The 23709-nt window shown below is 72.0% G+C and carries 12 protein-coding genes; 4 read left to right on the top strand and 8 right to left on the bottom strand.

Annotated elements, in window-relative coordinates:
- Positions 1-123 precede the first annotated feature (123 nt).
- From NP777_RS23545 to NP777_RS23535, 3 genes are all read left to right on the top strand, one after another.
- Positions 124-885 carry a FadR/GntR family transcriptional regulator gene (locus NP777_RS23545; protein ID WP_256652167.1) on the top strand — a complete coding sequence of 254 codons (762 nt, stop codon included), beginning with the start codon at positions 124-126 and terminating at the stop codon, positions 883-885.
- A gap of 288 nt (positions 886-1173) precedes the next feature.
- Positions 1174-2454: a YeeE/YedE family protein gene (locus tag NP777_RS23540; protein WP_256652166.1), complete on the top strand. Its 1281-nt coding sequence runs from the start codon at positions 1174-1176 to the stop codon at positions 2452-2454.
- Positions 2455-2649: 195 nt separating this feature from the next.
- Positions 2650-4080, top strand: a complete 1431-nt coding sequence (locus NP777_RS23535; protein WP_256652165.1) for a DUF3616 domain-containing protein — start codon at positions 2650-2652, stop codon at positions 4078-4080.
- 37 nt (positions 4081-4117) lie between these two features.
- Here the strand turns inward: NP777_RS23535 and NP777_RS23530 are convergent, their stop codons facing one another.
- The gene (locus NP777_RS23530; RefSeq protein ID WP_308405201.1) at positions 4118-4906 is read right to left on the bottom strand and encodes a hydrolase; all 789 of its coding nucleotides are present in this window, start codon (positions 4904-4906) and stop codon (positions 4118-4120) included.
- Positions 4907-5179: 273 nt separating this feature from the next.
- On the opposite strand from NP777_RS23530, the gene NP777_RS23525 reads away from it, so the two are divergent.
- Positions 5180-5587 (top strand): RidA family protein, encoded by a 408-nt coding sequence (locus tag NP777_RS23525; protein WP_256652164.1) that lies wholly within the window; start codon positions 5180-5182, stop codon positions 5585-5587.
- Between the two features lie 66 nt (positions 5588-5653).
- Here the strand turns inward: NP777_RS23525 and NP777_RS23520 are convergent, their stop codons facing one another.
- The 7 genes from NP777_RS23520 to NP777_RS23490 all read right to left on the bottom strand — a co-directional run bounded on the left by NP777_RS23520 (position 5654) and on the right by NP777_RS23490 (position 23692).
- Positions 5654-6034 (bottom strand): winged helix-turn-helix transcriptional regulator, encoded by a 381-nt coding sequence (locus tag NP777_RS23520; protein ID WP_256652163.1) that lies wholly within the window; start codon positions 6032-6034, stop codon positions 5654-5656.
- A gap of 65 nt (positions 6035-6099) precedes the next feature.
- Positions 6100-6984 carry an alpha/beta fold hydrolase gene (locus NP777_RS23515; RefSeq protein ID WP_256652162.1) on the bottom strand — a complete coding sequence of 295 codons (885 nt, stop codon included), beginning with the start codon at positions 6982-6984 and terminating at the stop codon, positions 6100-6102.
- Positions 6985-7102: 118 nt separating this feature from the next.
- Positions 7103-7711, bottom strand: a complete 609-nt coding sequence (locus NP777_RS23510) for a TetR/AcrR family transcriptional regulator (protein ID WP_256652161.1) — start codon at positions 7709-7711, stop codon at positions 7103-7105.
- Between the two features lie 71 nt (positions 7712-7782).
- Entirely contained in the window at positions 7783-8823 is a 1041-nt protein-coding gene (locus NP777_RS23505; RefSeq protein ID WP_256652160.1) for an ACP S-malonyltransferase, read from the bottom strand.
- Positions 8820-10256 carry a class I adenylate-forming enzyme family protein gene (locus tag NP777_RS23500; protein WP_256652159.1) on the bottom strand — a complete coding sequence of 479 codons (1437 nt, stop codon included), beginning with the start codon at positions 10254-10256 and terminating at the stop codon, positions 8820-8822. The genes NP777_RS23505 and NP777_RS23500 overlap by 4 nt, the downstream gene beginning before the upstream one ends.
- A gap of 130 nt (positions 10257-10386) precedes the next feature.
- Entirely contained in the window at positions 10387-17283 is a 6897-nt protein-coding gene (locus NP777_RS23495) for an SDR family NAD(P)-dependent oxidoreductase (RefSeq protein WP_391858560.1), read from the bottom strand.
- A gap of 112 nt (positions 17284-17395) precedes the next feature.
- Entirely contained in the window at positions 17396-23692 is a 6297-nt protein-coding gene (locus NP777_RS23490; protein WP_256652158.1) for a type I polyketide synthase, read from the bottom strand.
- Positions 23693-23709: the final 17 nt, after the last annotated feature.

The following is a 23709-nucleotide window of genomic DNA, read 5'->3' as shown; positions in this document are numbered from 1 at the left end:
GCGAGCCATGAAAACATGCTCACTTTGATCAGGTAAACCCCCGGAGGTCACGGTTCCGCAAAGCGGCGGCCCCCGTACGAGGACCGCGGGGAGGCCGCGGGGCGGGGTGCCTAGGCTGAGGGAATGGCGACCCAGGAACCGTCCGGCGCACCGAGCGCCCTGACCAGCAGCGCCCTCGCCGCGATCCGCCGCACCAGCGCCGTCGACACCGTACGGGCCCGGATCTCGCTGGCGGTGGACCTGGGCCTGCTGGCGCCCGGCGAGCGGCTGCCCAACGTCCAGGCCACGGCGGCGGCGCTCGGGGTCGGCGAGATCACCGTCCGCCGGGCCCTCGGCACCCTGGAGCGCGAGGGCGTCGTCCAGCGCCGCCCTGGGCGTACGGGCGGCACCTTCATCGCGGAGCGGCCGCGCCGCCGCACCGTGGCGCAGGTGGCCGCGTACCGGGAGGACAGCGAACGGGTGCACCGGCTGATCGACGAGCGCATCGTACTGGAGGCCGGGTTCGCGCAGCTGGCCGCCGAGCGGCTGGACCAGCCGGGACTCGACCGGCTGGACGAGTGCGTCCGGGAGATGGACGCGGCCGGGAGCTGGGCCGAGTTCCACGCCGGCGACAAGCGGTTCCACCTGGCCCTCGCCGAGGGCGCCGGGCTGCCCTCGGCGCTGGGGATGTACGAGCGGGTCACCGGGGAGCTGTACGCGTACTTCCTGCCGTATCCGCTGGACTACCTCCGCGGCAGCAACGAGCAGCACAAGGCCATCAGGGCCGCGCTCGCCGCGCGGGACGCCACATCGGCGGCCACCCTCCTCCGGGACCATGTGGCGGAGCTGCACCACTCGATGTACGTCGGCCTCGCGGACACCGCCGAGCGGGGCGAGGACGGCTGACCCGAGGCGCCCTCCGCGTCTGTGGCCGACTCCACAGCCCGCATGGTGAGACCGGGGTCCACTTCTTGAAACCCGGACCATATCCTGGAACGCATGTCCGCACCCGCCCGTCTGCTCTGTCTCGCGCTGTTCGCGAGCTCGGCGTGGTGCGTCGACGACGGCCTCTGTCGCCGCTGAGCCGGGACCAGCCGGTTTCCCCCACCGCGCGCCGCCGCCTTGGCGCCGCGCCGCCCGGCCGGGCCCTCCCGCTCAGCGTCATCCCCTCTCCCACCTCTCCGGAGTCCGCACGTGACCACCGCCCCGCCCGCCGAGGCGCCGAAGACCGCCTCATTGCTGTCCCCCTCCCCCACCTCCGTGCCGCGGCCGGAGGCGCCCGCCGCGCCGCCGGTGCGGCCGGTGCCGCTCGCCGTGTCCGGGCTGCTCGCCGCGGCGCTGACCGCGTACGTATGGTCCGCCCACGGGGCCAAGCCCGGCGTCCTGCTGCTGCTCGGCCTCGCCTTGGGCGTCGCCCTCTTCCACTCCCGGTTCGGCTTCACCTCCGCCTGGCGGCAGCTCGTGGCAGTCGGCAACGGCACCGGGCTGCGCGCCCACACCCTGCTGCTCTCCACCACGGCCACGCTGTTCGCCCTGCTCATCGGCACCAAGACCGGGCTGTTCGGGTCCGTACCGGCGCCCTCGGCCGGGCCGCTGGGGCTCGGGTTGCTGATCGGCTCGTTCCTCTTCGCCGTCGGCATGCAGCTCGGTGGCGCCTGCGCCTCCGGCACCCTCTTCGCGGTCGGCGCGGGACAGACGTCGATCGTGCTCACGCTCGGCGGCTTCATCGGCGGCGCCACCCTGGCCGCCTGGCAGTTCGACCTGTGGAAGGACCTGCCCTCGCTGGAGCCGGTCGTCATGGCGGACCACATCGGCTGGTTCGGCTCCTGGGCGGTGACCATCCTCGTGCTCGCCGCCATCGTCCTGGTCAGCCGGCGCGTCCAGGCCCGCCGCAACCCGCCGCCGATCGGTCCGGTGCCCTCCGCGCGCGGTGCCGCCGCCCGGGTGCTGCGCGGCTCCTGGCCGCTGGCGGTCGGCGCGCTGGCGCTGGCCGTGCTGGGCGCGGGTGTGCTGCTCGTCTCCGGTGGCGCGTGGGGCGTCACCAGTGCCTTCAGCCTGTGGGGTTCGGAGCTGGTACGCGCGCTCGGCGGCCACCCGGAGAGCTGGAGCTGGTGGCAGCAGCCCGGGAACAAGGAGATGCTCGCGGGGCCCGTGCTCGCCGACAAGACCAGCCTCACCGACATCGGCATCATGATCGGCGCGGCGGTCGCCGCGGCGCTCGGCGGCACCTGGACCCTGCACCGCGGCGTGCCGTGGCGTACCGCGACCGCGGCGGTGCTCGGCGGGGTGCTGATGGGCATCGGTGCCCGGCTGGCGGGCGGCTGCAACATCGGCGCCTACCTCGCGGGCATCGCCTCCGGCAGCCTGCACGGCTGGGTCTGGGGTGCCTTCGCCCTCCTCGGCACCTGGGCCGGGCTGAAGGTGCGGCCGTTCTTCGGGCTCGGGAACCCCAAGCCGGGCGACGGGGTCTGCTGACGGCGGTGGACCCGTGGGCCGGGCGACGGGGTCTGCTGACGGCGACGGGCCCGTGGGCCGGGAGTCGCGGGAGTCCACGGGCCGTGAGCGGTTCATGTTCGATGATCGTTCATGCTCAGGCCATGTAGATGATCCATCGTCAGGGCGGTGTGCCGGTCCGCCGACCGGCCCCGCAGCCGACGAAGGGTACTCACCATGGTCCCGTCCCATGCCGCTCCCCCGCGCCGTACCCGCCGGGTCCTCCCCGCCGCCGCGCTGGCGCTCGTGGCCGGCGCCGTGACGCTGTCCGCGCTCCCGGGCTCCGCGATGGCCGGGAGCGCGGGCTACGGCACGCCGACCATCAAGCTCACCACCTCGTACCTGTCCGGCGCCGTCGGCGCCACCGGCGACCCGACGGTGACCGTGAAGGTCGGCCAGAGCGGCGCCGACGCGGGCGCGCTGACCGTGTCCACCACCGCCACCACCCACGGCTCGGTCGCCCGGACCGGGGACGTCACGGTGAGCGGCACCGGCGCCACCCGCGAGGTGGCCGTACAGGCGCGCGGCAAGGGCTACACCGACCTCACCCTCAAGGTGACCGGCCTCGGCGGCAAGAGCGCCACCACCACCCTGCACTACGCGGCCTCCGGCTCAGTCCAGAACGCCGCGGACACCCGCTACCTGACCGGCTCCAGCGACTCCTCCGCCGCCGTGGACGTCGGCGGCGGCTACATGGTCGTCGCCGACGACGAGTCCAACGTGCTGCGCCTGTACCGGCGCGACGCGTCCGGCGCGCCGGTGCGCACCTGGGACGTCGGCTCCGACCTGGACGCCGGCAAGGAGATCGACATCGAGGGCGCGGCCCGCGTCGGCGACACCATCTACTGGACCGGCTCGCTGGGCAACAACAAGGACGGTGAGCCGAAGGAGGATCGCTTCACCCTCTTCACCACCACCGTCTCCGGTTCGGGCGCCGACACCGACCTCGAGGTCGACGGTTCGTACCAGGGCCTGCGCGACGACCTGGTGGACTGGGACAAGGCCAACGGCGACCGGCTCGGCTTCGCCAAGGGCACCGCGGACGGCCAGGCGCCCAAGCAGATCGACGGATTCAACGTGGAGGGCCTGGAGTTCGCGCCCGGCTCGGGATCCACCGCGTACATCGGCTTCCGGGCGCCGCTGGTGCCGCCCGCCGACGGCGGCAAGGCGCTGCTGGTCCCGGTCACCAACGCCGACGAGCTGGCCCGGTCCGTGGGCGACAAGGACACCCACGCCACCTTCGGCGACCCGATCACCCTCGACCTCGGGGGCCTGAGCGTCCGCGACATCCGCCGCAACGACAAGGGCCAGTACCTGATCGTGGCCGGTTCCTGGGCGGCCGAGGACAACAGCGCCCCGTACGCGCTCTACTCCTGGGACGGCGTCGCCGGACACCAGCCGGTCAAGCGGCTCGACCTGCCGACGGCCGACCCGGGCGGCTGGGAGATCGTGGTGGACGTGCCCGACCTCGCGGCGCCCGGCGCCCGCGCCCAGCTCATCACCGACGCGGGCTCGGCCGACCTGTACGGCGACGGCACCGAGGCCAAGGACCTGGAGCACGACGAGTGGAAGAAGTCCCGGTCGGTCGGCTTCCCCCTGAACCCCTGATCCGGCCGGGAGCCCCGGCCCCCCTCCTGACGGGTCTTCAGCAGCCGATACGCGTGGTGCCCACGGCCACGTCGTCGTACCAGAGGGTGTCGTCGCCCTCGCCGTAGCTCTCCCAGCCCAGCCGCAGATCGGCCGGGGCGGGCCGCCACCCGCCCCGGTTCAGCCACTGCTGGTCGACGTCCTGGGTCGGGGTGCCGTCGACCACCAGGCCGGTGACGAGCCCGCCGTTCACCCAGGTGTCCAGGCGGCCCGCGGTGCGGTCGAGGCGGAACTCCAGACAGGTCCAGGTGTTGACGGGCAGCGGGGTGCTGAGCGCGACGCCCGCCGGGCTCTGGGCGGGGAGGGTCGCGTCGTCCGACTCGCGGTTCCACTGGAGCGCCTTGTTCTGGCCGCCCATGCGCAGGTCCTTGCCGCTGTCGTTGGTGTCGCGCAGGGCGGCGAACGTGACGTGCTGGGCGGGCAGCGCGGTGGTGTGGCGGACCCAGAAACGGGTGTAGAGGTCGCCGCCGGACGGCAGGCCGGACAGCGAGGTGCCGGCGAAGGCGTGGTTGCAGTACCCCGCCTTGCCGGTGATCCGTACCGACTTGGTGCCGCCGTGCGCCGTCGTGGTGTCCACGGTGGCGGTGCCGGTGCCCGAGCAGTTGGCGACGGCCGTGGTCCAGCGGCCCGCGGGGGTGGTCCCGGTCTGGGACTCGAAGTCCTCGCAGAAGCCGTTGGCGGCGCAGGCCGCCGGTCGTGCCGAGGCCCGTGGCGCGACCGGGGCGGTCAGCGCCACCGCCACGGCCACCGCGGCGACGGCCAGGGCGCGGTGTGGTGTGGGGGTCATGGGAGATCCTTCGGCTGGTCGGGAGGATCGGGAGCGCCTGGAGCTTGGGAGCGCTCCCACGCATTTCCCGCACTGTAGCCCGTACATGACAAGCCCGGAAGGCCGGACGTCCGCGCAACAGCTACGCGAGCCACTTCACCCCGTCGGTCACCAAAAGGTTCCTCGGTCACCGAAAAGTGCGTTCTTCCATGTCAGAGTTCGCTCTCCTACGGTTTCCGAGTAACCACAAGAGAGCGCGAGCCCATGCGCTCCCATGACGAGAAGGCAGGCAGTATGGCCATCACCCTGGTAAACCCCAGCGGATTGCCGGAGATCGACGCATACCGGCAGGTGTCGATCGCGACCGGGTCGAGGCTGATCCACATCGCCGGGCAGGTGGCCTGGGACGCCGCTGGGGTCACGGTCGGCGAAGGCGATCTCGCCGCTCAGGTCGAGCGGTGCTACCTCAACATCGCCACCGCTCTGGCCGGGGTCGGCGGCTCCTTCGACGATGTGGCGAAGCTGACCGTCTACGTCGTCGACTGGACCCCCGACAAGATGCCCCAGTTCCTGGAGGGGGCCGCGCGGGCGGCCGCGAAGCTGGGGGTCACCCCGGTCCCGCCGGGCACGCTGCTGGGCGTCGCGGCCCTGGACGTGCCCGAGCATCTGGTCGAGATCGAGGCCACCGCGGTCCTCGACTGAGCGTGGCCGCGCGGTGGCCCGACCCCCGGTGCGGCCACCGCGCGGTTCGGCGAGTGCTCCGCTCGTTCAGGCGTCGAAGCGGCGGCGGGATTCCTCGATATGACCGAGGTAGGTGTGCGTCCAGCCGCACATTCCGTCGACCGTCGCCCGCAGGCCCCGGCCCGCTTCGGTGAGGGTGTACTCGACCCGTGGCGGCACGGTGGGGTGCACCTTCCGCTCCACCAGGCCGTTGCGCTCCAGCATGCGCAGGTTCTGGGTGAGCATCTTGTGGCTGATGCCCTCGACCTCGTTCCGCAACTCGCTGAAGCGCAGGGTGCGTTCACCGAGGAACTCGATGATCAGGAACGCCCACTTGTTGGCGACATCCGCGAAGATCTCCCGCGCCAACGAGTCCGCGCGCATCAGATCGGCGTCCTCGGGCGAGCCCGTGTACTGCTTGGTCCCCATGGGGCCACTCTCCTACAGCTCCCGAGTCACCACAAGAGAGCACGGGGTCGGGGAAGGGCCTCGGATCACGCGAGCCGGTCGTTCAGGAACCTCAGCAGCACATCGGCCATCTCGTCGGGCACCTCCTCGGCGAGGTCGTGTCCGGCCTCGAAGACATGGCCGGTGACATCATGGGCGAGGAGCCGCATCTGGGCCTCGTTCCGGTCGCCGATGAACGCGTCGCCGCCGAGCGCCAGCACCGGGATGTCCAGTTTCGTCCGCGCCGCCTCCCGGTTCTGCCCGGCGTCGACGAGCATCGCCCGATAGATCGCCAGCATCGAGCGGATACCGCCGGGCATCGAGTAGCAGCGCACGTATTCCTCGATCGCGTCCGCGGTGGCGGTATCGGGGTAGCCGCGCTCCTCCTTCAGCATGTACGTGATGAGCTCACGCTCATGCCCGGCGATCAGCATCTCGGGCACGTCCGGCTGGAAGTAGAAGCCCAGATGCCACAGGAACATCCCGCCCGAGACGTTCTCGTGGGTCAGGGCGGTGTGGTCCTCGAAGCCGAAGCCGGGCAGCAATGCCTCGGCGAACACCAGCGCCTCGACGCGATCGCGGTGCCGGGCGGCGAGCTGGTAGCCGACCACCGCTCCCCAGTCCTCCCCCATCACGGTGTAGGACTCGTGGCCGAGGTGGGCCATCAGCGCGGCGATGTCGTCGCTCATCGTGGCGCAGTCGAACCCGTCCGCGGGGCGGGCGGAGTCGCCCAGACCGCGGAGGTCCGGCACGACGACGGTGTGCCGTGCCGACAGCTTCGGGACCAGGTGCCGCCAGTGATAGCCGGTCTTGGGCACGCCGTGCAGGAGTACCACCACCGGGCCTGAGCCGGCCGTTCGGTAATGCAGCTTGGTCCCGTTGACGGCGGCACGGCCGGTGCGGACAGGTGCTCCACGATGGTCGGTGATCATTGCTTCTCCATGTTCGATCTCAACGGGTTCGGGACTGAGTAGTCTCGAATAAGGGCAGGCATGACCCACTGGCGGCCACAGATGTTCTGCGCGCCCCCGCGGCCGCGGGTCGCCGCCGTCAGTCGGTGACGGCGGCCGCCGGCGGGGTCAGCATCGCCATGACGGCGTCGACGGAGGTGGTGATGCGGTCGCGCTGCTCCGCGCCCGCGCACGACAGCACCTTCAGGCCGCTGTTGAGCGAGGCCAGCATCGTCGCCGCCGATCGCGGATCGACGCCGGGGGCCAGCTCGCCCTCCGCGTGGGCCCTCAGCAGCGCGCCGTAGAGCGCGGTCTCGAGGCGGCTTCGGTTGCCCTCGAGGCGCCGCGCGATCTCGGGGTCGGAATCCCCGTGCTCCACCGTGGCGTTGACCGCGAAGCAGCCCTGGGGTGTGTCCGGTTCCGGGGCCGCCGCGCTGGTCTCCAGGAGGTCCCGGACGGCGTCCAGGGCCGATGTGCGCGACGCCAGGATGTCGGCCGGGCTCGGGCCCGCGCCTCCGGAGAGGAAGCGGTCGAGCGCGGCCAGATACAGTCCGCGCTTGGATCCGAAGGTCCCGTACAGACTTGCCCGTGCGATGCCCAGCTCGTCCACCAGATCGCTGGTGGACGTCCCCTCGTAGCCATTGCGCCAGAACAGCCGCATCGCGGCGTCCAGGGCGACCTCCGGATCGAATTCCTTCCTCCGTGCCATACCGGCACACTAATCATTTTGAGATCGATCAGTCAATTACGTGGAGGCGCTGCCCGCGGGCAGCGCCTCCCTCACCGCCTCGCCCGGCGGGCACTCCTCTGCCGGACCCGCGGGCGCATCGCCTTGCGGGCGTCGATGGCCACGACCTCGAAGTTGTCCACGGTGCGGTTCACCCTGCCGAAGAGGTTGTCCGGACCCGCTATGCAGATCTTGGTGATGCCCTGCTCCCGCATCGTGTCCACCATGTCCGGCCAGCGGATCGGGCGGTTGAAGGTGTCGAGCAGCATGGTGCGCACACCGTCCGCGTCGGTCAGCAGCGCGCCGTTCTGGTCGGCGACGACCGGGAGCTTGGGGTCGGCCACCTCGAAGCCGCCGAGGACCTCCTCCTCCGCCTTGCGGCGCAGCGCGCCGAACGCCGGGGCGTGCACCGGCGGCCACATCGTGTACATGTTGTATCCGCCGAGCTCACCGATCCGCTTCTTGAACCGGTCGAGCACGGGCTCGCGCAGGGACACGAGGTAGAAGCCCTGGTCGATGTAGCCGGAGACGTCGTGCCACTCCCCCTCGGCGTCCAGTTCGGCCAGCGCCTCCTGGAGCCGCTCCTCGGGGGTGTGGATCACGCAGTGGGTGACCGCCTCACGGTGCTCCTGCCGGAAGTACTCCTCCTCGCAGCGCGCCAGCTCGGCGGTGAGCCGCACGGTCTCCTCGAACGGCAGGGCCCCCGCGTAGGTCACCGCGGCCCGCTGGCCGAAGCTCGGTCCGGCGCACAGCTCGGGCCGCTCGCCCAGTGTCTCCTCGGCCCAGTCGGCGAGGGAGAGACAGATGGCCAGGAAGGCGATCTGGGTGTGCTCGGCGTACTGCGCCTCCTCGTCGGCGTCCGACTGGCGGTACCGGTCGAACACCGAGTACCCCACGACCTCGTCGGCGATCGCCAGCCGGCGCCGGGCGTGCGGGTTGGTCAGCAGGAACTCGCCCACGTCGGTGAAGCGGAAGGGCCCCATCCCGGGGAAGACCATCGCCGTGCGGCCGGTCTGCTCCCCTGCCGTCTGCGGCTCGGCGGTCTCGGCCTGTGGCCCGGCGGTCTGTGGCTCGGTGGTCCGCTGCTCTGTCATGCCTTCGCTCCCGGCACCAGGTCGAGAGCCAGCTGCTCGAGCTGTCGTTTGTCGGGCTTGCCGTTGCGGTTCAGGGGGAATCGCTCCAGGACGTGGATGCGGTTGGGGTGCTCGAAGTCGGGCAGCAGGGAGGTGATCGGCTCCCGCCAGTGCCGCGGCTCGCGCTGCTGCTCGTCCTCGACGAAGAAGAGGAGCTGGCAGCCGCGCTGTTCGTCGGGGACGGGGACGACCTTGACGAGGCAGCCGCCCGCGGCCAGCTTGTGCTCGATGATCTCGGGGTAGAGCGTATGGCCGTTGCGGTGCACCGCGGCCTTCCTGCCGAGCACGAAGAGGTTGTCCCCGCCGTCCAGATAGCCGAAGTCGCCGGTGGGGTACCAGTCGGTCCTGGTGGGGTCGACGGGGGCGACCGTGCCGTCCTCCGCCAGGTAGCCCTCCATCAGGTCGGGCGAGTGGACCTGGATCTCCCCGACCTCGCCGGAGGTGAGCACGGCGCCCTCGTCGTCGACGATCCGCAGCTTCAGGCCCTCGACGGCCCGCCCGCAGGCGACCACGTTGTCCTCGGTCGCGAAGGCCACGTTTCCGGCCTCGGTGCTGCCGTAGCTGTCCAGCAGGGGCAGTCCGAACCGCTTGACGTAGTCGGCGACCAGGCCGGGGTCCAGCGGGGCCGCCCCGCTGCAGAACATCCGGACACCGGAGAGCTCGTCCGCCAGGCCGGGCTTGCGGCCGATCATGTTGAGCATGCTGCGGTAGCTGGCCGGGGTGGCGTCCACCACCGTGGCCCCGCAGGTGCCCGCCATCGTCATCGCCCGGTCCAGCCGCCGGTAGGGCGCTATGACCAGCGAGCACTTGACCAGCCAGGCGATCAGCACCATGGACAGCCCGTACTGGTGGGAGAAGGGCAGCAGCGGCAGCAGGACGTCATCGGGGCGGTGGCCCACCTGCTGGGCGTTGCGCTCCAGGTTCTTCAGGAACTTCGCCCCGGTCTTGACGACGCCCTTGGGCTCCCCGGTGGACCCGGAGGACCACATGATCAGGCCGTCGGGCAGCTCGCGCCAGGTGTCGAGGGACAGCCGCCGCTCGGCGGGGGTCTGCTCCATGGCCGCCACGAGCAGTTCGTAGATGGTGACGCGGGCCGGGCCGCTCTCGGGCATCGGGGTGTCGTCGTCGACCACGCAGATCTTGACACCGGCCCGGTCACAGATGCGCTGGGTCGCCTCCGCCCGCTCCTGGTGGTCGACCATGACGATCGACGCGCCGGTGTGCATCAGGGCGAGGAGGGCCCCGACGTAGCCGGCGGAGTTGCCCGCCTTCAGCATGACCCGGGTGCCGTCGCTGACGCCGCGCTCGCGGAGCGCCTCGGCCATGGCCAGGGCCCTCTGCTCGAACTCGGGAAGCGAATACACCGCCTCCGTCGCAAAGACCTTTGCGGTCATCGGGTTTCACTGTGCCTTTCTTCTTCTTGAAGCCTCTTGGGGTGAGAAACACCCGCGCCGCCGGGGCCCTTCGAGACGTGGCCCGGGAGTGCGAGTCCCCCCGGAGTTCTCCGGGGGGACTCGGCCTTCGTCAGTTGTCGAGATCCTCGAGCATCATGTCGATCAGGTCGTCGTCGTCCATCGCGTCGATGGAGTCCGTCTCCTTCTCCTCGGTGTCCTTCTCGCCCTGGTCCTTGCCGCTCGCCAGCTCGGTGAGCGTGTCGAGCAGACCGGCGCGGCGCAGCCGCTCCAGCGGGATCGACGTCAGAAGGGCACGGATCCTGGCCTCTTCCGGATCGACGTCCGGCCCGGCCGGGCTGTCCGTCGCCACCCGGCCGCGCAGATACTCGGCGAGCGCCGCGGGCGTGGGGTTGTCGAAGATCAGCGTGGAGGGGAGGCGGAGCCCGGTGGCCGAGTTCAGCCGGTTACGGAACTCCACGCCCGCCAGTGAGTCGAAGCCGAGGTTCTGGAAGGAGCGGTCGGGCTCGATGGACTGGGCGCCGCTGTGCCCGAGCACCATCGCCGCGCTGCCGCGCACCAGGTCGAGCAGCGCCCGGTCGAGCTCGGCGCCGGACAGACCGGCCAGTTGCACCTTGGCCGATTCCGGAGCGGCCGCCTTCCCGTCGGCCGCCGCCTTGCTCCGCACCCGGACCACACCGCGCAGCAGGGTGGGGATGTCGGTCTGGCCGCTGAGCGCCGAGGTCTCCAGCCGCATCGGGACGAGCAGGGCGTCCTCGCTGCTGGCGCCGGCGTCCAGCAGACGCAGACCGCCCGCCATGGACAGGGCCGCCATGCCCTCGCGTGCCATGCGCACCATGTCCGCCTGGCTGAGGGTGCCGGTCATGCCACCGGCCTGCTCCCACGGGCCCCAGGCCAGCGAGACCGCCGGGAGGCCGAGGCCGCGCCGGTGTGCGGCGAGCGCGTCCAGGAACGAGTTGGCGGCGGCGTAGTTGCCCTGGCCCGGACTGCCGAACACACCGGCGACGGACGAGAACATCACGAACTCCGCTAGGTCCAACTCCCGCGTCAGCTCGTGCAGGTTCCACGCCGCGTCGACCTTCGGCTCGAAGACCGCGTCGATCCGCTTCGGCGACAGGGTGTCGATGACACCGTCGTCGAGTACGCCCGCCGCGTGCACGACCGCGGTCAGCGGGTGGTCGGCGGGTATGCCGGACAGCACCCGCTCCAGCGAGGCACGGTCGGCCACATCGCAGGCCGCCAGCGTCACCGACGCGCCCGCCTCGGTCAGTTCGGCCTTCAGGTCGGCGGCGCCCTCCGCGTCCGGCCCGCGCCGGGAGACCAGCACCAGGTTGCGCACTCCGCGCTCGGCCACCAGGTGGCGCGCCACCTCGCGGCCCAGGCCGCCGGTGCCACCGGTCACCAGCACCGAACCCTCGGGGTTCAGGGCGTGGGGCATGGTGAACACGTTCTTGCCGATGTGCCGGGCCTGGCTGATGTACCGCACCGCGTCCGGGCCCCGGCGCACGTCCCACGCCGTCACCGGGAGGGGGTTCAGCGCACCGCTGTCGAAGAGCTCGACGAGTTCGACCAGCATCCGCTGGACCCAGTCGTAGTCGGCCACGACCAGGTCGTACGCCGTGTACTTCACTCCGGGGTGGTCCTGGGCGACGACCTCGGGGTCGCGCACGTCGATCTTGCCCATCTCCAGGAACCGCCCGCCCCTGGGCATCAGCCGCAGGGAGGCGTCGACGAACTCGCGGGCCAGCGAGTCCAGCACCATGTCCATGCCCCGGCCGCCGGTCGCCTCCAGGAAGCGCGGCTCGAACTCCAGGTCACGGGAGGAGGCGATGTGCTTCTCGTCGAATCCCATCGCCCGCAGGGTGTCCCACTTGCCGGGGCTGGCCGTGGCGTACACCTCGGCGCCGAGGTGGCGTGCGAGCTGCACGGCCGCCATGCCCACGCCGCCGGTGGCGGTGTGCACCAGGATGGACTCGCCCGGCTGCAGCTTGCCGAGTTCCACCAGCCCGATGTAGGCGGTCAGGAAGACCACCGGCACCGAGGCACCCTGTGCGAACGTCCAGCCGCGCGGCATGCGGACGATCTGCCGCCGGTCGGCGATCGCGATGGGCCCGAACGAGGCGTTGATCATGCCCATGACCCGGTCACCGGGGGCCAGATCGGTCACGCCCGGTCCGACCTCCAGAACCACACCGGCGCCCTCGCCGCCCATGGTGGCGTGGTCGTCGGGGTACATGCCGATGGCGATCAGCGCGTCACGGAAGTTCAGACCGGCGGCGCGCACCGCGATCCGCACGTATCCGGGGGCCAGTGGCGCCTCCGCCGACGGATCGGGCAGCAGCGAGAGGTTGTCGAGGGTGCCCCCGCCCGAGGTGCCGAGCTTCCACGCCGCGGTACCGGCGGGGGCCTCGAGCACCCGCCCGGCGGCGTTCCTGGCGAGCCGGGGAATCAGCCCCTGGCCCACGCGCAGCGCCACCTCGCGCTCGCCCGCCGCGATCGCGGCCGTCACCACGCCGACGGCCGCGGTGGCCGACTCGGCGTGGCGGTCGATGTCCACCAACTGGATCCGGCCCGGGTTCTCCGTGGCCGCCGAGCGCAGCAGTCCCCAGACGGCGGCGTCGGACAGTCCGGCGACGGTCTCGCCCGGGCCCGTCGCGACCGCGTCGCTGGTGACCACGACCAGCCGGGCCCCGTCGAACCGGTCCTCCGCGAGCCAGGACTGCACCAGGGCCAGCGCCCGGTGGGTCGCCTTCCGGGCGGCGTCGGCGAGGTTGCCGGCGTCCCGTTCGGCGCCGCACCACGCCCAGACCACGTCCGGCACCGCGGCGCCCTCGTCGACGGCGGCTATGAGCGCGTCCATTCCGGTGTACTCGGTGTGCTCGACGCCGGAGGCGGTGAGCAGTTCGGCCACCCGCGCCCGGTCGGCGCCGATCACGGCCGTGGCGGCGCCGTCCACGGTGTGGTTGCCGCCGCGCGCGGCGAACACGTCCCAGTTGGCCCGGAACAGCGTTCCGTCGCCACCGTTGCCGCGCGGCCCCGAGGCGAACCGCTCGGCCGCCACCTCGCGCACCACCAGCGACTCCACCGAGGCGACGGGAGCGCCCGTGGCGTCGGTCACCAGCAGCGCGACGGTGTCCTTGCCCTGCGGGCGCAGCCGTACCCGCACCCGTCCGGCGCCCACCGCGTGGAGGGTCACCCCGGTGAAGGAGAACGGCAGCGTCACGCGCCCGCTCTCGCCGCCGAAGTCGCCCATCTCCATCGCGTGCAGAGCGGCGTCGAGCAGCGCGGGGTGCAGACCGAACCGTCCGGCCTCCTGGGCCGCCGAGTCCGGCAACGCCACCTCGGCGTAGACATCGCCGTCCAGCCGCCAGACCGACTCCAGCCCCTGGAAGACCGGCCCGTATCCGTAACCGACCTGGGCCAGGCCCTCGTAGAAGCCCTCCATCGGCACCGGCTCGGCGCCCGGGACGGGCCACTGCAGGAGGCTGTCGGTGGCCGCGGCGCCGCTGTCGGACTCGAGGACACCCTGGGCGTGCCGCACCCACTCCTCCCCCGGCTCGTCGCTGTCGGAGCGCGAGTACACGCCCAGCGGCCGTACGCCGGACTCGTCGGTGGGGCCGACCACGAGCTGGACGCGGACACCGCCCTGCTCCGGCAGGAGCAGCGGGGTCTCGAGGGTGAGTTCGCCGAGCCGTCCGGCCCCGGTCTCGGTGCCGGCGAGCAGGCCCAGTTCCACGAATCCGGTGCCCGGGAAGAGCACTCCGCCGGCCACGGCGTGGTCGGCGAGCCACGGGTGGGTCTGCAGCGACAGGCGCCCGGTCAGCACCGTGCGGTCGCCCTCGGCCAGTTCGTTGAGGCCGCCGAGCAGCGGGTGGTCCACCCTGCCGAGGCCCACGCTCCGGGCGTCGCCGGCCACGGCGCCGCCCGACTCGAGCCAGTACCGCTTGTGCTGAAAGGCGTAGGTCGGCAGGGCGACGCGGCGGGCGCCGCGCCCGGAGTACACCGCGTCCCAGTCCACGCCGACGCCGTTCGCGTACAGGGTGGCGACCGCCTCCGCCAGCGTCTGGGCCTCGGCGCGCCCGGCGCGGGCCAGGGGCACGAAGGCCGCGTCGGTGTCGATGGCGTCCAGGCAGTCCTGGCCCATCGCGGTCAGCACGGCGTCGGGGCCCAGCTCCACACAGGTCGTCACGCCCTGCTCGGCGAGCTGCCGCATGCCGTCGTCGAAGCGGACCGCCTCCCGGACGTGGCGGACCCAGTACTCGGAGGTGGCCAGTTCGGCGCCCGCGACCTGGCCGCTGACGTTGGAGATGACCGGGATCGCCGGGGCCGAGTACTCCAGGCAGGCGGCGATCTGGCCGAACTCCTCCAGCATGGCGTCCATCCGGGGGGAGTGGAACGCGTGGCTCACCCGCAGCCGCTTGGTCTTGCGGCCCTGGGCCTCCCAGTGGCCGGCGAGTTCGAGCACCGCGTCCTCGTCGCCCGAGAGCACCACCGAGGTGGGGCCGTTGAGCGCCGCGAGCGACACCTGGTCCTCGCGGCCCTCCAGGCTCTCGGCCACCTCCTGCTCCGACGCCTGGACGGCCACCATCGCGCCGCCCTCGGGCAGTTCCTGCATCAGCCGCCCGCGGGCCGCCACCAGGGCGCAGGCGTCCTCCAGGGACAGCACCCCGGCGACGTGTGCCGCCGCGATCTCGCCCACCGAGTGCCCCATCAGGAAGTCGGGGCGCACACCCCAGGACTCCAGCAGGCGGAACATGGCCACCTCGAAGGCGAACAGCCCGGCCTGGGTGAACATCGTCTGGCTGAGCTCGTCACCGGTCGCGGCCGCGTCGTCGTCCTCGGGGCCGAAGACCACGTCGAGCACGGAGGTGCCGAGGCGTACCTCGAGATAGTCACACGCCTCGTCGAATACGTCGGCGAACAGCGGGTAGGTCTCGTAGAGTTCCCGGCCCATGCCCAGCCGCTGGGCGCCCTGGCCGGTGAACAGGAACGCCACCCGCTGCGCCATGGACCGGCCCAGCACCAGACCCGGCGAATCGGTGTCCTCGGCGAGCGCGGCGAGTCCGCGCAGCAGCGCCTCACGGTCGGACGCCACCACCACGCCACGGTGCTCCAGTGCGGCACGCGTCACGGCGGAGGACCATCCGACGTCGACCGGCAGCGCCTCGGGGTGGCGCACCACATGCTCGCGCAGCCGCGCGGCCTGCGCCCGCAGCGCCTCCTCGCTCCTGGCGGACACCAGCCACGACACGGGCTGGGACGCCGTGTCCTCGTCGGCGTCGTCCGCCACGGGGGCGGGCTCCAGCGGCGGGGCCTGCTCGATGATGGCGTGGGCGTTGGTGCCGCTCATGCCGAACGAGGAGACACCGGCCCGGCGCGGCCGCCCGGTCTCCGGCCAGGCGCGCTGCTCGGCGAGCAGTGCCACGCCGCCCGAGGACCAGTCCACGTGCGGGGTCGGCACCTCCACGTGCAGCGTCTTGGGCAGCATGCCGTGGCGCATGGCCATCACCATCTTGATGACGGCACCCGCACCGGCCGCCGCCTGGGTGTGGCCGATGTTCGACTTGAGGGACCCCAGCCAGACCGGATCCCCCTCCGGGCGGCTCTCGCCGTAGGTGGCGATCAGCGCCTGTGCCTCGATGGGGTCGCCGAGCGAGGTTCCGGTGCCGTGCGCCTCGATCACGTCGATCTGGTCCGCGGTCAGCTCGGCGTTGGCCAGCGCCTGCCGGATGACACGCTGCTGGGAGCGGCCGTTGGGGGCCGTCAGACCGTTGCTCGCGCCGTCCTGGTTGACGGCGGAGCCGCGCACGATCGCCAGCACCTCGTGGCCGTTGCGCCGGGCGTCCGAGAGCCGCTCCACCAGGAGGACACCGACACCCTCGGCCCATGACGTGCCGTCGGCCTCGGCGCCGAACGCCTTGCAGCGCCCGTTGGAGGAGAGTCCGCGCTGACGGCTGAAGAGGATGAAGTCACCCGGGGTGGGCATCGTGGCGACACCGGTGGCGAGCGCCAGATCGCACTCCCCCTGGCGCAGCGAGTGGGCCGCCTGGTGCAGGGAGACCAGCGACGAGGAGCACGCGGTGTCCACGGTCCACGCCGGGCCCTCGAAGCCGAAGGTGTAGGCGATGCGCCCGGAGGCGACGCTGCCCGCGATGCCGGTCAGCGCGTAGCCCTCGAGGCCGCTCTTGGTGCTCTGCAGGTGGGGTCCGTAGTCGTGGTGCTCCGCGCCGGTGAAGACGGCGGTCCTGCTCCCCCGCAGCTTGGTCACGTCGATGCCGGCCCGCTCGAAGACCTCCCAGCTGGTCTCCAGCAGCAGCCGCTGCTGCGGGTCCATGGCGAGCGCCTCGCGCGGCGAGATGCCGAAGAACTCCGCGTCGAACTCGGGGGCGTCGTGGATGAACCCGCCCTCGGTCGCGTAGCTGGTGCCGGGCTGGTCCGGGTCCGGGCTGTAGAGCGCCTCCAGGTCCCAGCCCCGGTCGGTGGGGAACGGGGTGATGGCGTCCACGCCCTCGGAGACGACCTTCCACAGGTCCTCGGGGCTGTTGACGCCGCCGGGGAAGCGGCAGCTCATCCCGACGATCGCGATGGGGTCGTCCGAGCCCACGACGGCACGCGCGGGAGCGGTGTCGTCCGCGGCGACGGGGAAGATCTGCCGGTGGAGGTGGTCCACCAGCTCGCTGGGCGTCGGGTAGTCGTAGGCGAGCGACACCTCGAGCGTGAGCCCGGTGGCCGCCACCAGTCCGCGGTGCAGATTGACCGCCGCGAGCGAGTCAAGACCCAGGTCGAGGAACGAGCTCTCCGCGTCGAGCGTGCGCGGCGACTCCGACCGCAGCGCCGCGGCGACGTGTGCGCGTACCAGGTCGAACAGGACCCTGCGCTGTTCGAGATCCGGCAGTTCCCGGAAATCCGGTGTGAGTGAAGGAAGTTCGCCTTGGCTCTCGCCGCAATCCGGCCCAGCCTGGATTCCGGACTCGCCTGAGTCGCTGGACCCGCGCAACATGCTGCTCACCTATCTCCTGCTTCGTGGAAAAACCTTGTGGCAAAGCTGTGTGCCGCGCCGAACGCGGCATCGGCGTGGGCGCCCGCCCGGCACTCGTCGGTGCCGGGCGGGCGCGTGGCCGTTAGAGGTTGGCCACCCAGTCCTCGACGGCCTGGGCGGTGGAGTCCGCGTGCTTCTCCATCATGGTGAAGTGATTTCCGGGCACGTCGGCGACGGAGTCGGCGGGCCAGTCCGCCTGCCAGCTCCGCTCCGAGGAGTCCGGGTCCGTCTGCACCACCTTCTCGGTCGCACGGACGTGGAGACTTGGGACCGAGATCTCCGGCGGCTTCCACCCCTCCATCAGATACGCGTACCAGCCCATGGCGGACATTCGGACACCCTCCAGGGCGACGATCTCGTCCCGCTCGTACATTTCGTCCATCCAGGAGTCCGCGACATCGACGAGCCTCGTGGTGTCCGGAAGGTAGGTGTCCAGCAGCACGACTCCGGCGGCCGGTGTGCCCTGGTTCTCCAGAGCGGCGGCCACCGAGTGGGCGAGAATTCCTCCGGCCGAGGAGCCGCACAGCACGACCGGGGCGCCCTCGGCGTACTCGGCAACGGCCCGCGCCTGCAAGCGGAACAGCGTGTCCAGGTTGGCCGGAAGGCTCTCACCCTCGACAGACCCGACGGTGTGAAGGGCCGCCACGTCCCGATTGCCACGGAACAGCCCGGCAAACCGTGCGTACTGGTGAACGCCGCCCAGAGCGACGTGGGTGGAGAAGCACATCAGCCGGGGACGCCCAGGGCCCCGGGAGAGCCGCGCGGGCCTGATGTTCCCCTCGAAGTCTGCCGGGTCCTCGAAGGTCGGACGGAGCTTTGCCGCGCTCACCAGCAGCTCCATGCCGATCTGGGGCTTGCCCTGCTGCGCCGCCAGCCGGTAGAGGGAGCCGAGGGTGTCGGGCGCGTCCGCCTGCGGCGCCGGGGAAACGGGCTCGGTCACGGGCGCGGGCGCGGCGACCGGAGCGGCCGGGCCGGTCCGCTCCTGGACCTGGCGGCCGGCGGGGCTGGACGCGACCTCGGCCGCCAGCCGGGGTCGCAGATGGGCCGCCATCTCGCCCGGACTCGGGTAGTCGAAGACGACAGTGCTGTTCAGCCGGAGGCCGGTGATGGCGGCGACCTGGTTACGGAATTCGAGCGCGGTGAGGGAGTTGAAGCCCATCTCCATGAACTCGAGGCCGGTGTCGATGTCCTCGTGCGATGCGAACCCGAGCACCGCGGCGGCGACGGTACGCACCAGTTCGAGAAGCACCTCGTCCGTCTCGGCCTCCGACAGCCCGGCCAGCCGCTGCCGCAACTGGGCGGCCTGGTCCACCTCGGACTCCGCCGTCCGAGCCGCACGGCGGGCGGGGGCGTCCGGGACGACCGAACGGAACACGGCGGGCATCGCGGCGCCCTGGGCGCGCAGCGCAGCCACGTCCAGCCGGGCGGGAATCACCACGGCCGTGTCGGAGACGACGCCCGCGTCGAAGAGCTCCAGACCCTCCTCGGAGGAGAGTGGTGCCAGACCGTGCGGTGTCACGGCGTCGTCCTGGGCCCACCGGCCCCACGCCAGCGAGACACCCGGCAGTCCTTGGGCGCGACGCCACGACGCGAGGCCGTCCAGGAACACATTCGCCGCGGCGTAGTTGCCCCGCCCGGCCGCGCCGAGCAGACCCGCGGTCGATGAGAACAGCACAAACGCCGACAGGTCCATGCCCGCGGTCAGCTCATGCAGATTCCAGGCCGCGTCCGCCTTCGCCCGCAGCACCGCGGTCGTCCGCTCGCGTGTCAGCGATGCGAACGGCCCGTCATCGAGCACCTCGTCCGCATGTACCACGGCGCTCAACGCGAACTCCTCGGGCAGTCCCGCCAACACCGCGGCAAGCGCCTCACGGTCCGCGGCGTCACAAGCCGTGACCATCACCTCGGCGCCCGCGGCCTCCAGTTCGGCCCGCAATTCGGCGGCAACGTCCGCCTCCGCACCACGGCGGGACAGCAGCAGGAGCTTCTTGACACCGTGCCGGGCCACCAGATGCCGGGCCACCAAACCGCCCAGAGCCCCCGTGCCCTCCGTCACCAGCACGGTGCCGGAACCGAACACCTCCGACCCGGGAGCGTCACCGGCGGGAGCTGAGCGGGCCAGACGCGGCAGGCGGACCTCGCCCGAACGCACCACCACCTGCTCCTCACGAGTGGCTACCACCCCCGCGAGCAGTGCCACCGCGCGCTCGACATCATCCGTGTCGACGAGCACCAGCCGTCCCGGGTGCTCCGCCTGCGCCGACCGCACCAAACCCCATGCGGCCGCGCCCGCCAGATCCGTCACACCGTCGCCGGTGTCGACGGCGCCCCGTGTCAGCACCACCAGCGGGGTGTTCGCGAACCGGTCGTCCGCCAGCCACGGCTGAACGGTCGCCAGCACCTCAGCGACCCGGGTGTGTACCTCGTCCACCGTGGCGGAGTCGGCCGAAGCCACCGGCAGGACCACCATTCCGGGCATGCTCGTGCCCGTCGCCAAGGTGTCGCTCAGCGCCTCGGAGTCCGGGTACACATCGGCGGGGAAGAAGCCCGCCGCCTCCAGGGCGTCGCCCACGCCGAGGCAGTCGTCGACCAGCGCCGCCCACCAGCCGGGTGCCACGCCCTCCGCGGGCTTCGCCGAGGGCGCCGTCCACTCCATGCGGAACAACGCCTCACCGGCCGTCCGGCCCGCGTGCCGCAACGCGGCGGCCTGCATGGGCCGGAGGACGAGGGAGTCGACGGAGGCCACCGGGCGGCCGGACGTGTCGGCGATGGCCAGCGACACGGCCTGCCGGCCGTCCGGGATGATCCGGGCGCGCAGCGTGTGGGCACCGACCGTCTCCAGGGAGAATCCCCGCCACGAGAACGGCATCAGATTCCCCGCGCTCGGCGCGTTGTCACCTCCGCGCAACGCGTTGTTCGCGCCGATCGCCTGGAGGGCCGCGTCGAACAGGGCCGGGTGCAGACCGAAGTACTTCGCGATGCCGCGCTGATCCTCGGGCAGCTCGATATCGGCGAACACCGCGTCACCGCGCTTCCAGGCGCGCCGCAACCCGCGGTACGCGGGACCGTAGTGCAGCCCATACTCCTCGGCGTGCTCGTAGCCGCCGGAGACGTCGACGGGCTTGGACCCGGACGGCGGCCATTTCGCGAAGTCGAAGGAGGCGGCCGGGACGGGCGGCGTGAGCACACCGTGCGCGTTCCGCACCCACGGCTGCTCGAGGTCTGCCTCGTCGTCGGCCGACTCCGTCCGTGAGTACACGCTGACCTCGCGATGGCCCGCGGCGTCGGCCTCCCCCACCTCGACCTGGATCCGCACCCCTTCGCGCTCGGGTATCGCCAAGGGCGCCTCCAGCACCAGCTCTTCGACGCGGCCGCATCCGACCTGGCTCCCCGCCTGTGCGGCCATCTCCGGGAAGGCCGTCCCGGGTACCAGCGCCACGCCCTGCACCGCGTGGTCGGCGAGCCAGGGGTGCGTGGCCAGCGACAGCCGCCCGCTGAACAGCACTCCGCCGCCGCCGGCCAGCGAGACCGCGGCGTTCAGCAGGGGGTGCGCCACCGCCGTGAGGCCCACCGAGCCCACATCGCCGACGGCCGCCTCCGAGTCCAGCCAGTAGCGCTGGCGCTGGAAGGCGTAGGTCGGCACATCGACCCGGCGGGCACCGTGGCCTTCGAACACCTTCCGCCAGTCGACACCGACGCCGCCGACGTGCAGCTCGGCGGCGGAGGTCAGGAACCGCTCCGGCCCGCCCTCATCCTTCCGCAGTGTCTCCACGACCACCGCCCGCGCCTCGGCGGCCTCCACCGTCCGCCGCACCGGCCGGGCCAGCACCGGATGCGGGCTCACCTCGATGAACACGGTGTGCCCCGCATCGAGCAAACGGCGAGTGGTGGCCTCCAGCTCCACGGTCTGCCGCAGGTTGCGGTACCAGTACTCGGCGTCCAGACCGGCCGTGTCCACCACTGCACCGGAGACCGTCGAGTAGAACGGCACCGTCGAGGAGCGCGGCTCGATGTCGGCCAGGGCCTTCAGCAACTCCTCGCGGATCTCCTCCACGTGGGCGGAGTGCGAGGCGTGGTCCACCGGGACCCGGTGGACCACGATCTCCTCGCCCTCCAGCCGCGCGGCCATCTCATCCAGCGCGCCCGGGTCACCGGAGACCACGACGGAACCGGGGCCGTCGACCGCGGCGATGGAGATCGCGCCGTCCCAGGCGGCGATACGGTCCTTGACCTGGTCGGCCGGCAGCTCGACCGACACCATGCCACCACGGCCCGCGAGATTCCTCGCGATCGCCTGCGACCGCAGGGCCACCACCTTCGCGGCGTCCTCCAGCGACAGCGCGCCCGCCACGCAGGCCGCGGCGATCTCACCCTGGCCGTGCCCCATCACGGCATCCGGCCCGACACCCACCGAACGCCACAGCTTCGCCAGCGACACCATCACCGCGAACAGCGCCGGCTGCACCACATCCACCCGGTCGAAACCGGGCGCGCCCCCGACACCGCGCAGCACATCCGCCAGCGACCAGTCCACATGCGCCGACAGAGCCTTCTCACACTCGGCCACCGACTCGGCGAACACCGGCGAGGACTCCAGCAGCCCCACCGCCATACCCGCCCACTGCGCCCCCTGGTCCGGGAACACGAAGGCCGTCCTGTGCGCCTTGGCCGCCCGCCCGCCGACCACGCCCTGGGCCACCTCGCCCCGGGCCACGGCCCGCAGGCCGCGCAGCAGGCTCTCGCGGTCCTCGCCGATCACCGCGGCGCGGTGGTCGAACGCCGAGCGGGACACCGCCAAGGAGTAGCCGATGTCGGCTACGGACGCCGCCGTGGAATCGTCACCCTCGACAGGGCCCCCGGCCGTCAGATGGGCGTACAGCCGCTCGGCCTGCGCCCGCAGCGCGGCCTCGCCCTTGCCGGAGATCAGCCATGGCACGGCGGAGGAGGCGAGGGGGCGGGGAGCCTCGGCCCCGGAACCGGCCGGCTCCGCCTCCTCGGCTTCGGTGGCCTGCTCGATGATGGTGTGCGCGTTGGTGCCGCTGATGCCGAAGGAGGAGATCCCCGCCCGGCGGGGCCGGTCCGTCTCCGGCCAGGGCCGGGCCTCGGTCAGCAGTTCCACGGCCCCCGACGACCAGTCCACATGCGGGGTCGGCTCGTCCACGTGCAGCGTCTTGGGCAGGACGCCGTACCGCATGGCCATCACCATCTTGATGACGCCCGCGACACCGGCGGCCGCCTGCGAGTGGCCGATGTTGGACTTGATGGAACCCAGCCACAGCGGCCGGCCCTCCGGCCGGTCCTGGCCGTAGGTCGCGATCAGGGCCTCCGCCTCGATCGGGTCGCCAAGTGAGGTGCCCGTGCCGAACGCCTCCACCACGTCGACCTCGTCCGGGGTGACTCCCGCGTTGTCGAGCGCCTGACGGATCACCCTGCGCTGCGAGGTGCCGTTGGGGGCGGTGAGGCCGTTGCTGGCACCGTCCTGGTTCACCGCGGAACCGCGCACCACCGCCAGCACCTGGTGGCCGTTGCGGCGGGCGTCGGACAGCCGCTCCACGAGCAGCACACCGACGCCCTCGGACCAGTTGGTGCCGTCCGCGGCCGCCGCGAAGGGCTTGCAGCGGCCGTCGGACGCGAGTCCGCCCTGACGGCTGAACTCGGTGAACGCTCCGGGGCTGGCCATCACGGTGATGCCGCCGGCCAGGGCGAAGTCGCATTCGCCCTGGCGCAGCGCCTGCGCGGCCAGGTGCAGCGTCACCAGGGACGACGAGCACGCCGTGTCCACCGTCACCGCGGGACCCTCGAGGCCGAGGACGTAGGCGACCCGGCCGGAGGTGACGGCGGTGTTCCCGCCCGTCACCAGATAGCCCTCGACCTCTTCCGCCTCGATCGGGCCGACCGTGCCGTATCCCTGGAAGGCAGCGCCCATGAACACGCCGCCGGTGGTGCCCTTGACGGACAGCGGGTCGATGCCCGCCCGCTCCAGGACCTCCCAGGACGCCTCCAGCAGCAGCCGCTGCTGGGGGTCCATCGCCAGGGCCTCGCGCGGGGAGATCCCGAAGAACACGGGGTCGAACATCGCGGCGTCGTGGACGAACCCGCCCTCGTTCACCGAGCTCGTGCCGTGGCTGTCGGGGTCGGGGTTGTACAGCTCCTGGTGCCAGCCCCGGTCCTTCGGGAACGGTGAGAGCCCGTCGACGCCATCGGCGACGATACGCCACAGCTCCTCCGGGGAGGTGACGCCGCCAGGAAAGCGACAGCTCATCGCGACGATCGCGATCGGCTCCCGGTTCTTCTCCTCCACCTCCCGAAGGCGCAGACGGGTGCGGTGCAGATCGGTCGTCACCTTGTTGAGGTAGTCGCGGAGCTTCGTCTCGCTCACGGTTGTCGTCTCTTTCT

The sequence above is a fragment of the Streptomyces rugosispiralis genome (assembly GCF_024505145.1).
Lineage (GTDB): Bacteria > Actinomycetota > Actinomycetes > Streptomycetales > Streptomycetaceae > Streptomyces > Streptomyces rugosispiralis.
This window is presented reverse-complemented; position numbering and strand designations above follow the sequence as displayed.

Bases quoted from the DNA above. Each gene is read 5' to 3' on its own strand.
- NP777_RS23545 (WP_256652167.1), top strand. From the start codon at position 124: ATGGCGACCCAGGAACCGTCCGGCGCACCGAGCGCCCTGACCAGCAGC.
- NP777_RS23535 (WP_256652165.1), top strand. From the start codon at position 2,650: ATGGTCCCGTCCCATGCCGCTCCCCCGCGCCGTACCCGCCGGGTCCTC.
- NP777_RS23530 (WP_308405201.1), bottom strand. From the start codon at position 4,906: ATGACCCCCACACCACACCGCGCCCTGGCCGTCGCCGCGGTGGCCGTG.
- NP777_RS23525 (WP_256652164.1), top strand. From the start codon at position 5,180: ATGGCCATCACCCTGGTAAACCCCAGCGGATTGCCGGAGATCGACGCA.
- NP777_RS23520 (WP_256652163.1), bottom strand. From the start codon at position 6,034: ATGGGGACCAAGCAGTACACGGGCTCGCCCGAGGACGCCGATCTGATG.
- NP777_RS23515 (WP_256652162.1), bottom strand. From the start codon at position 6,984: ATGATCACCGACCATCGTGGAGCACCTGTCCGCACCGGCCGTGCCGCC.
- NP777_RS23510 (WP_256652161.1), bottom strand. From the start codon at position 7,711: ATGGCACGGAGGAAGGAATTCGATCCGGAGGTCGCCCTGGACGCCGCG.
- NP777_RS23505 (WP_256652160.1), bottom strand. From the start codon at position 8,823: ATGACAGAGCAGCGGACCACCGAGCCACAGACCGCCGGGCCACAGGCC.
- NP777_RS23500 (WP_256652159.1), bottom strand. From the start codon at position 10,256: ATGACCGCAAAGGTCTTTGCGACGGAGGCGGTGTATTCGCTTCCCGAG.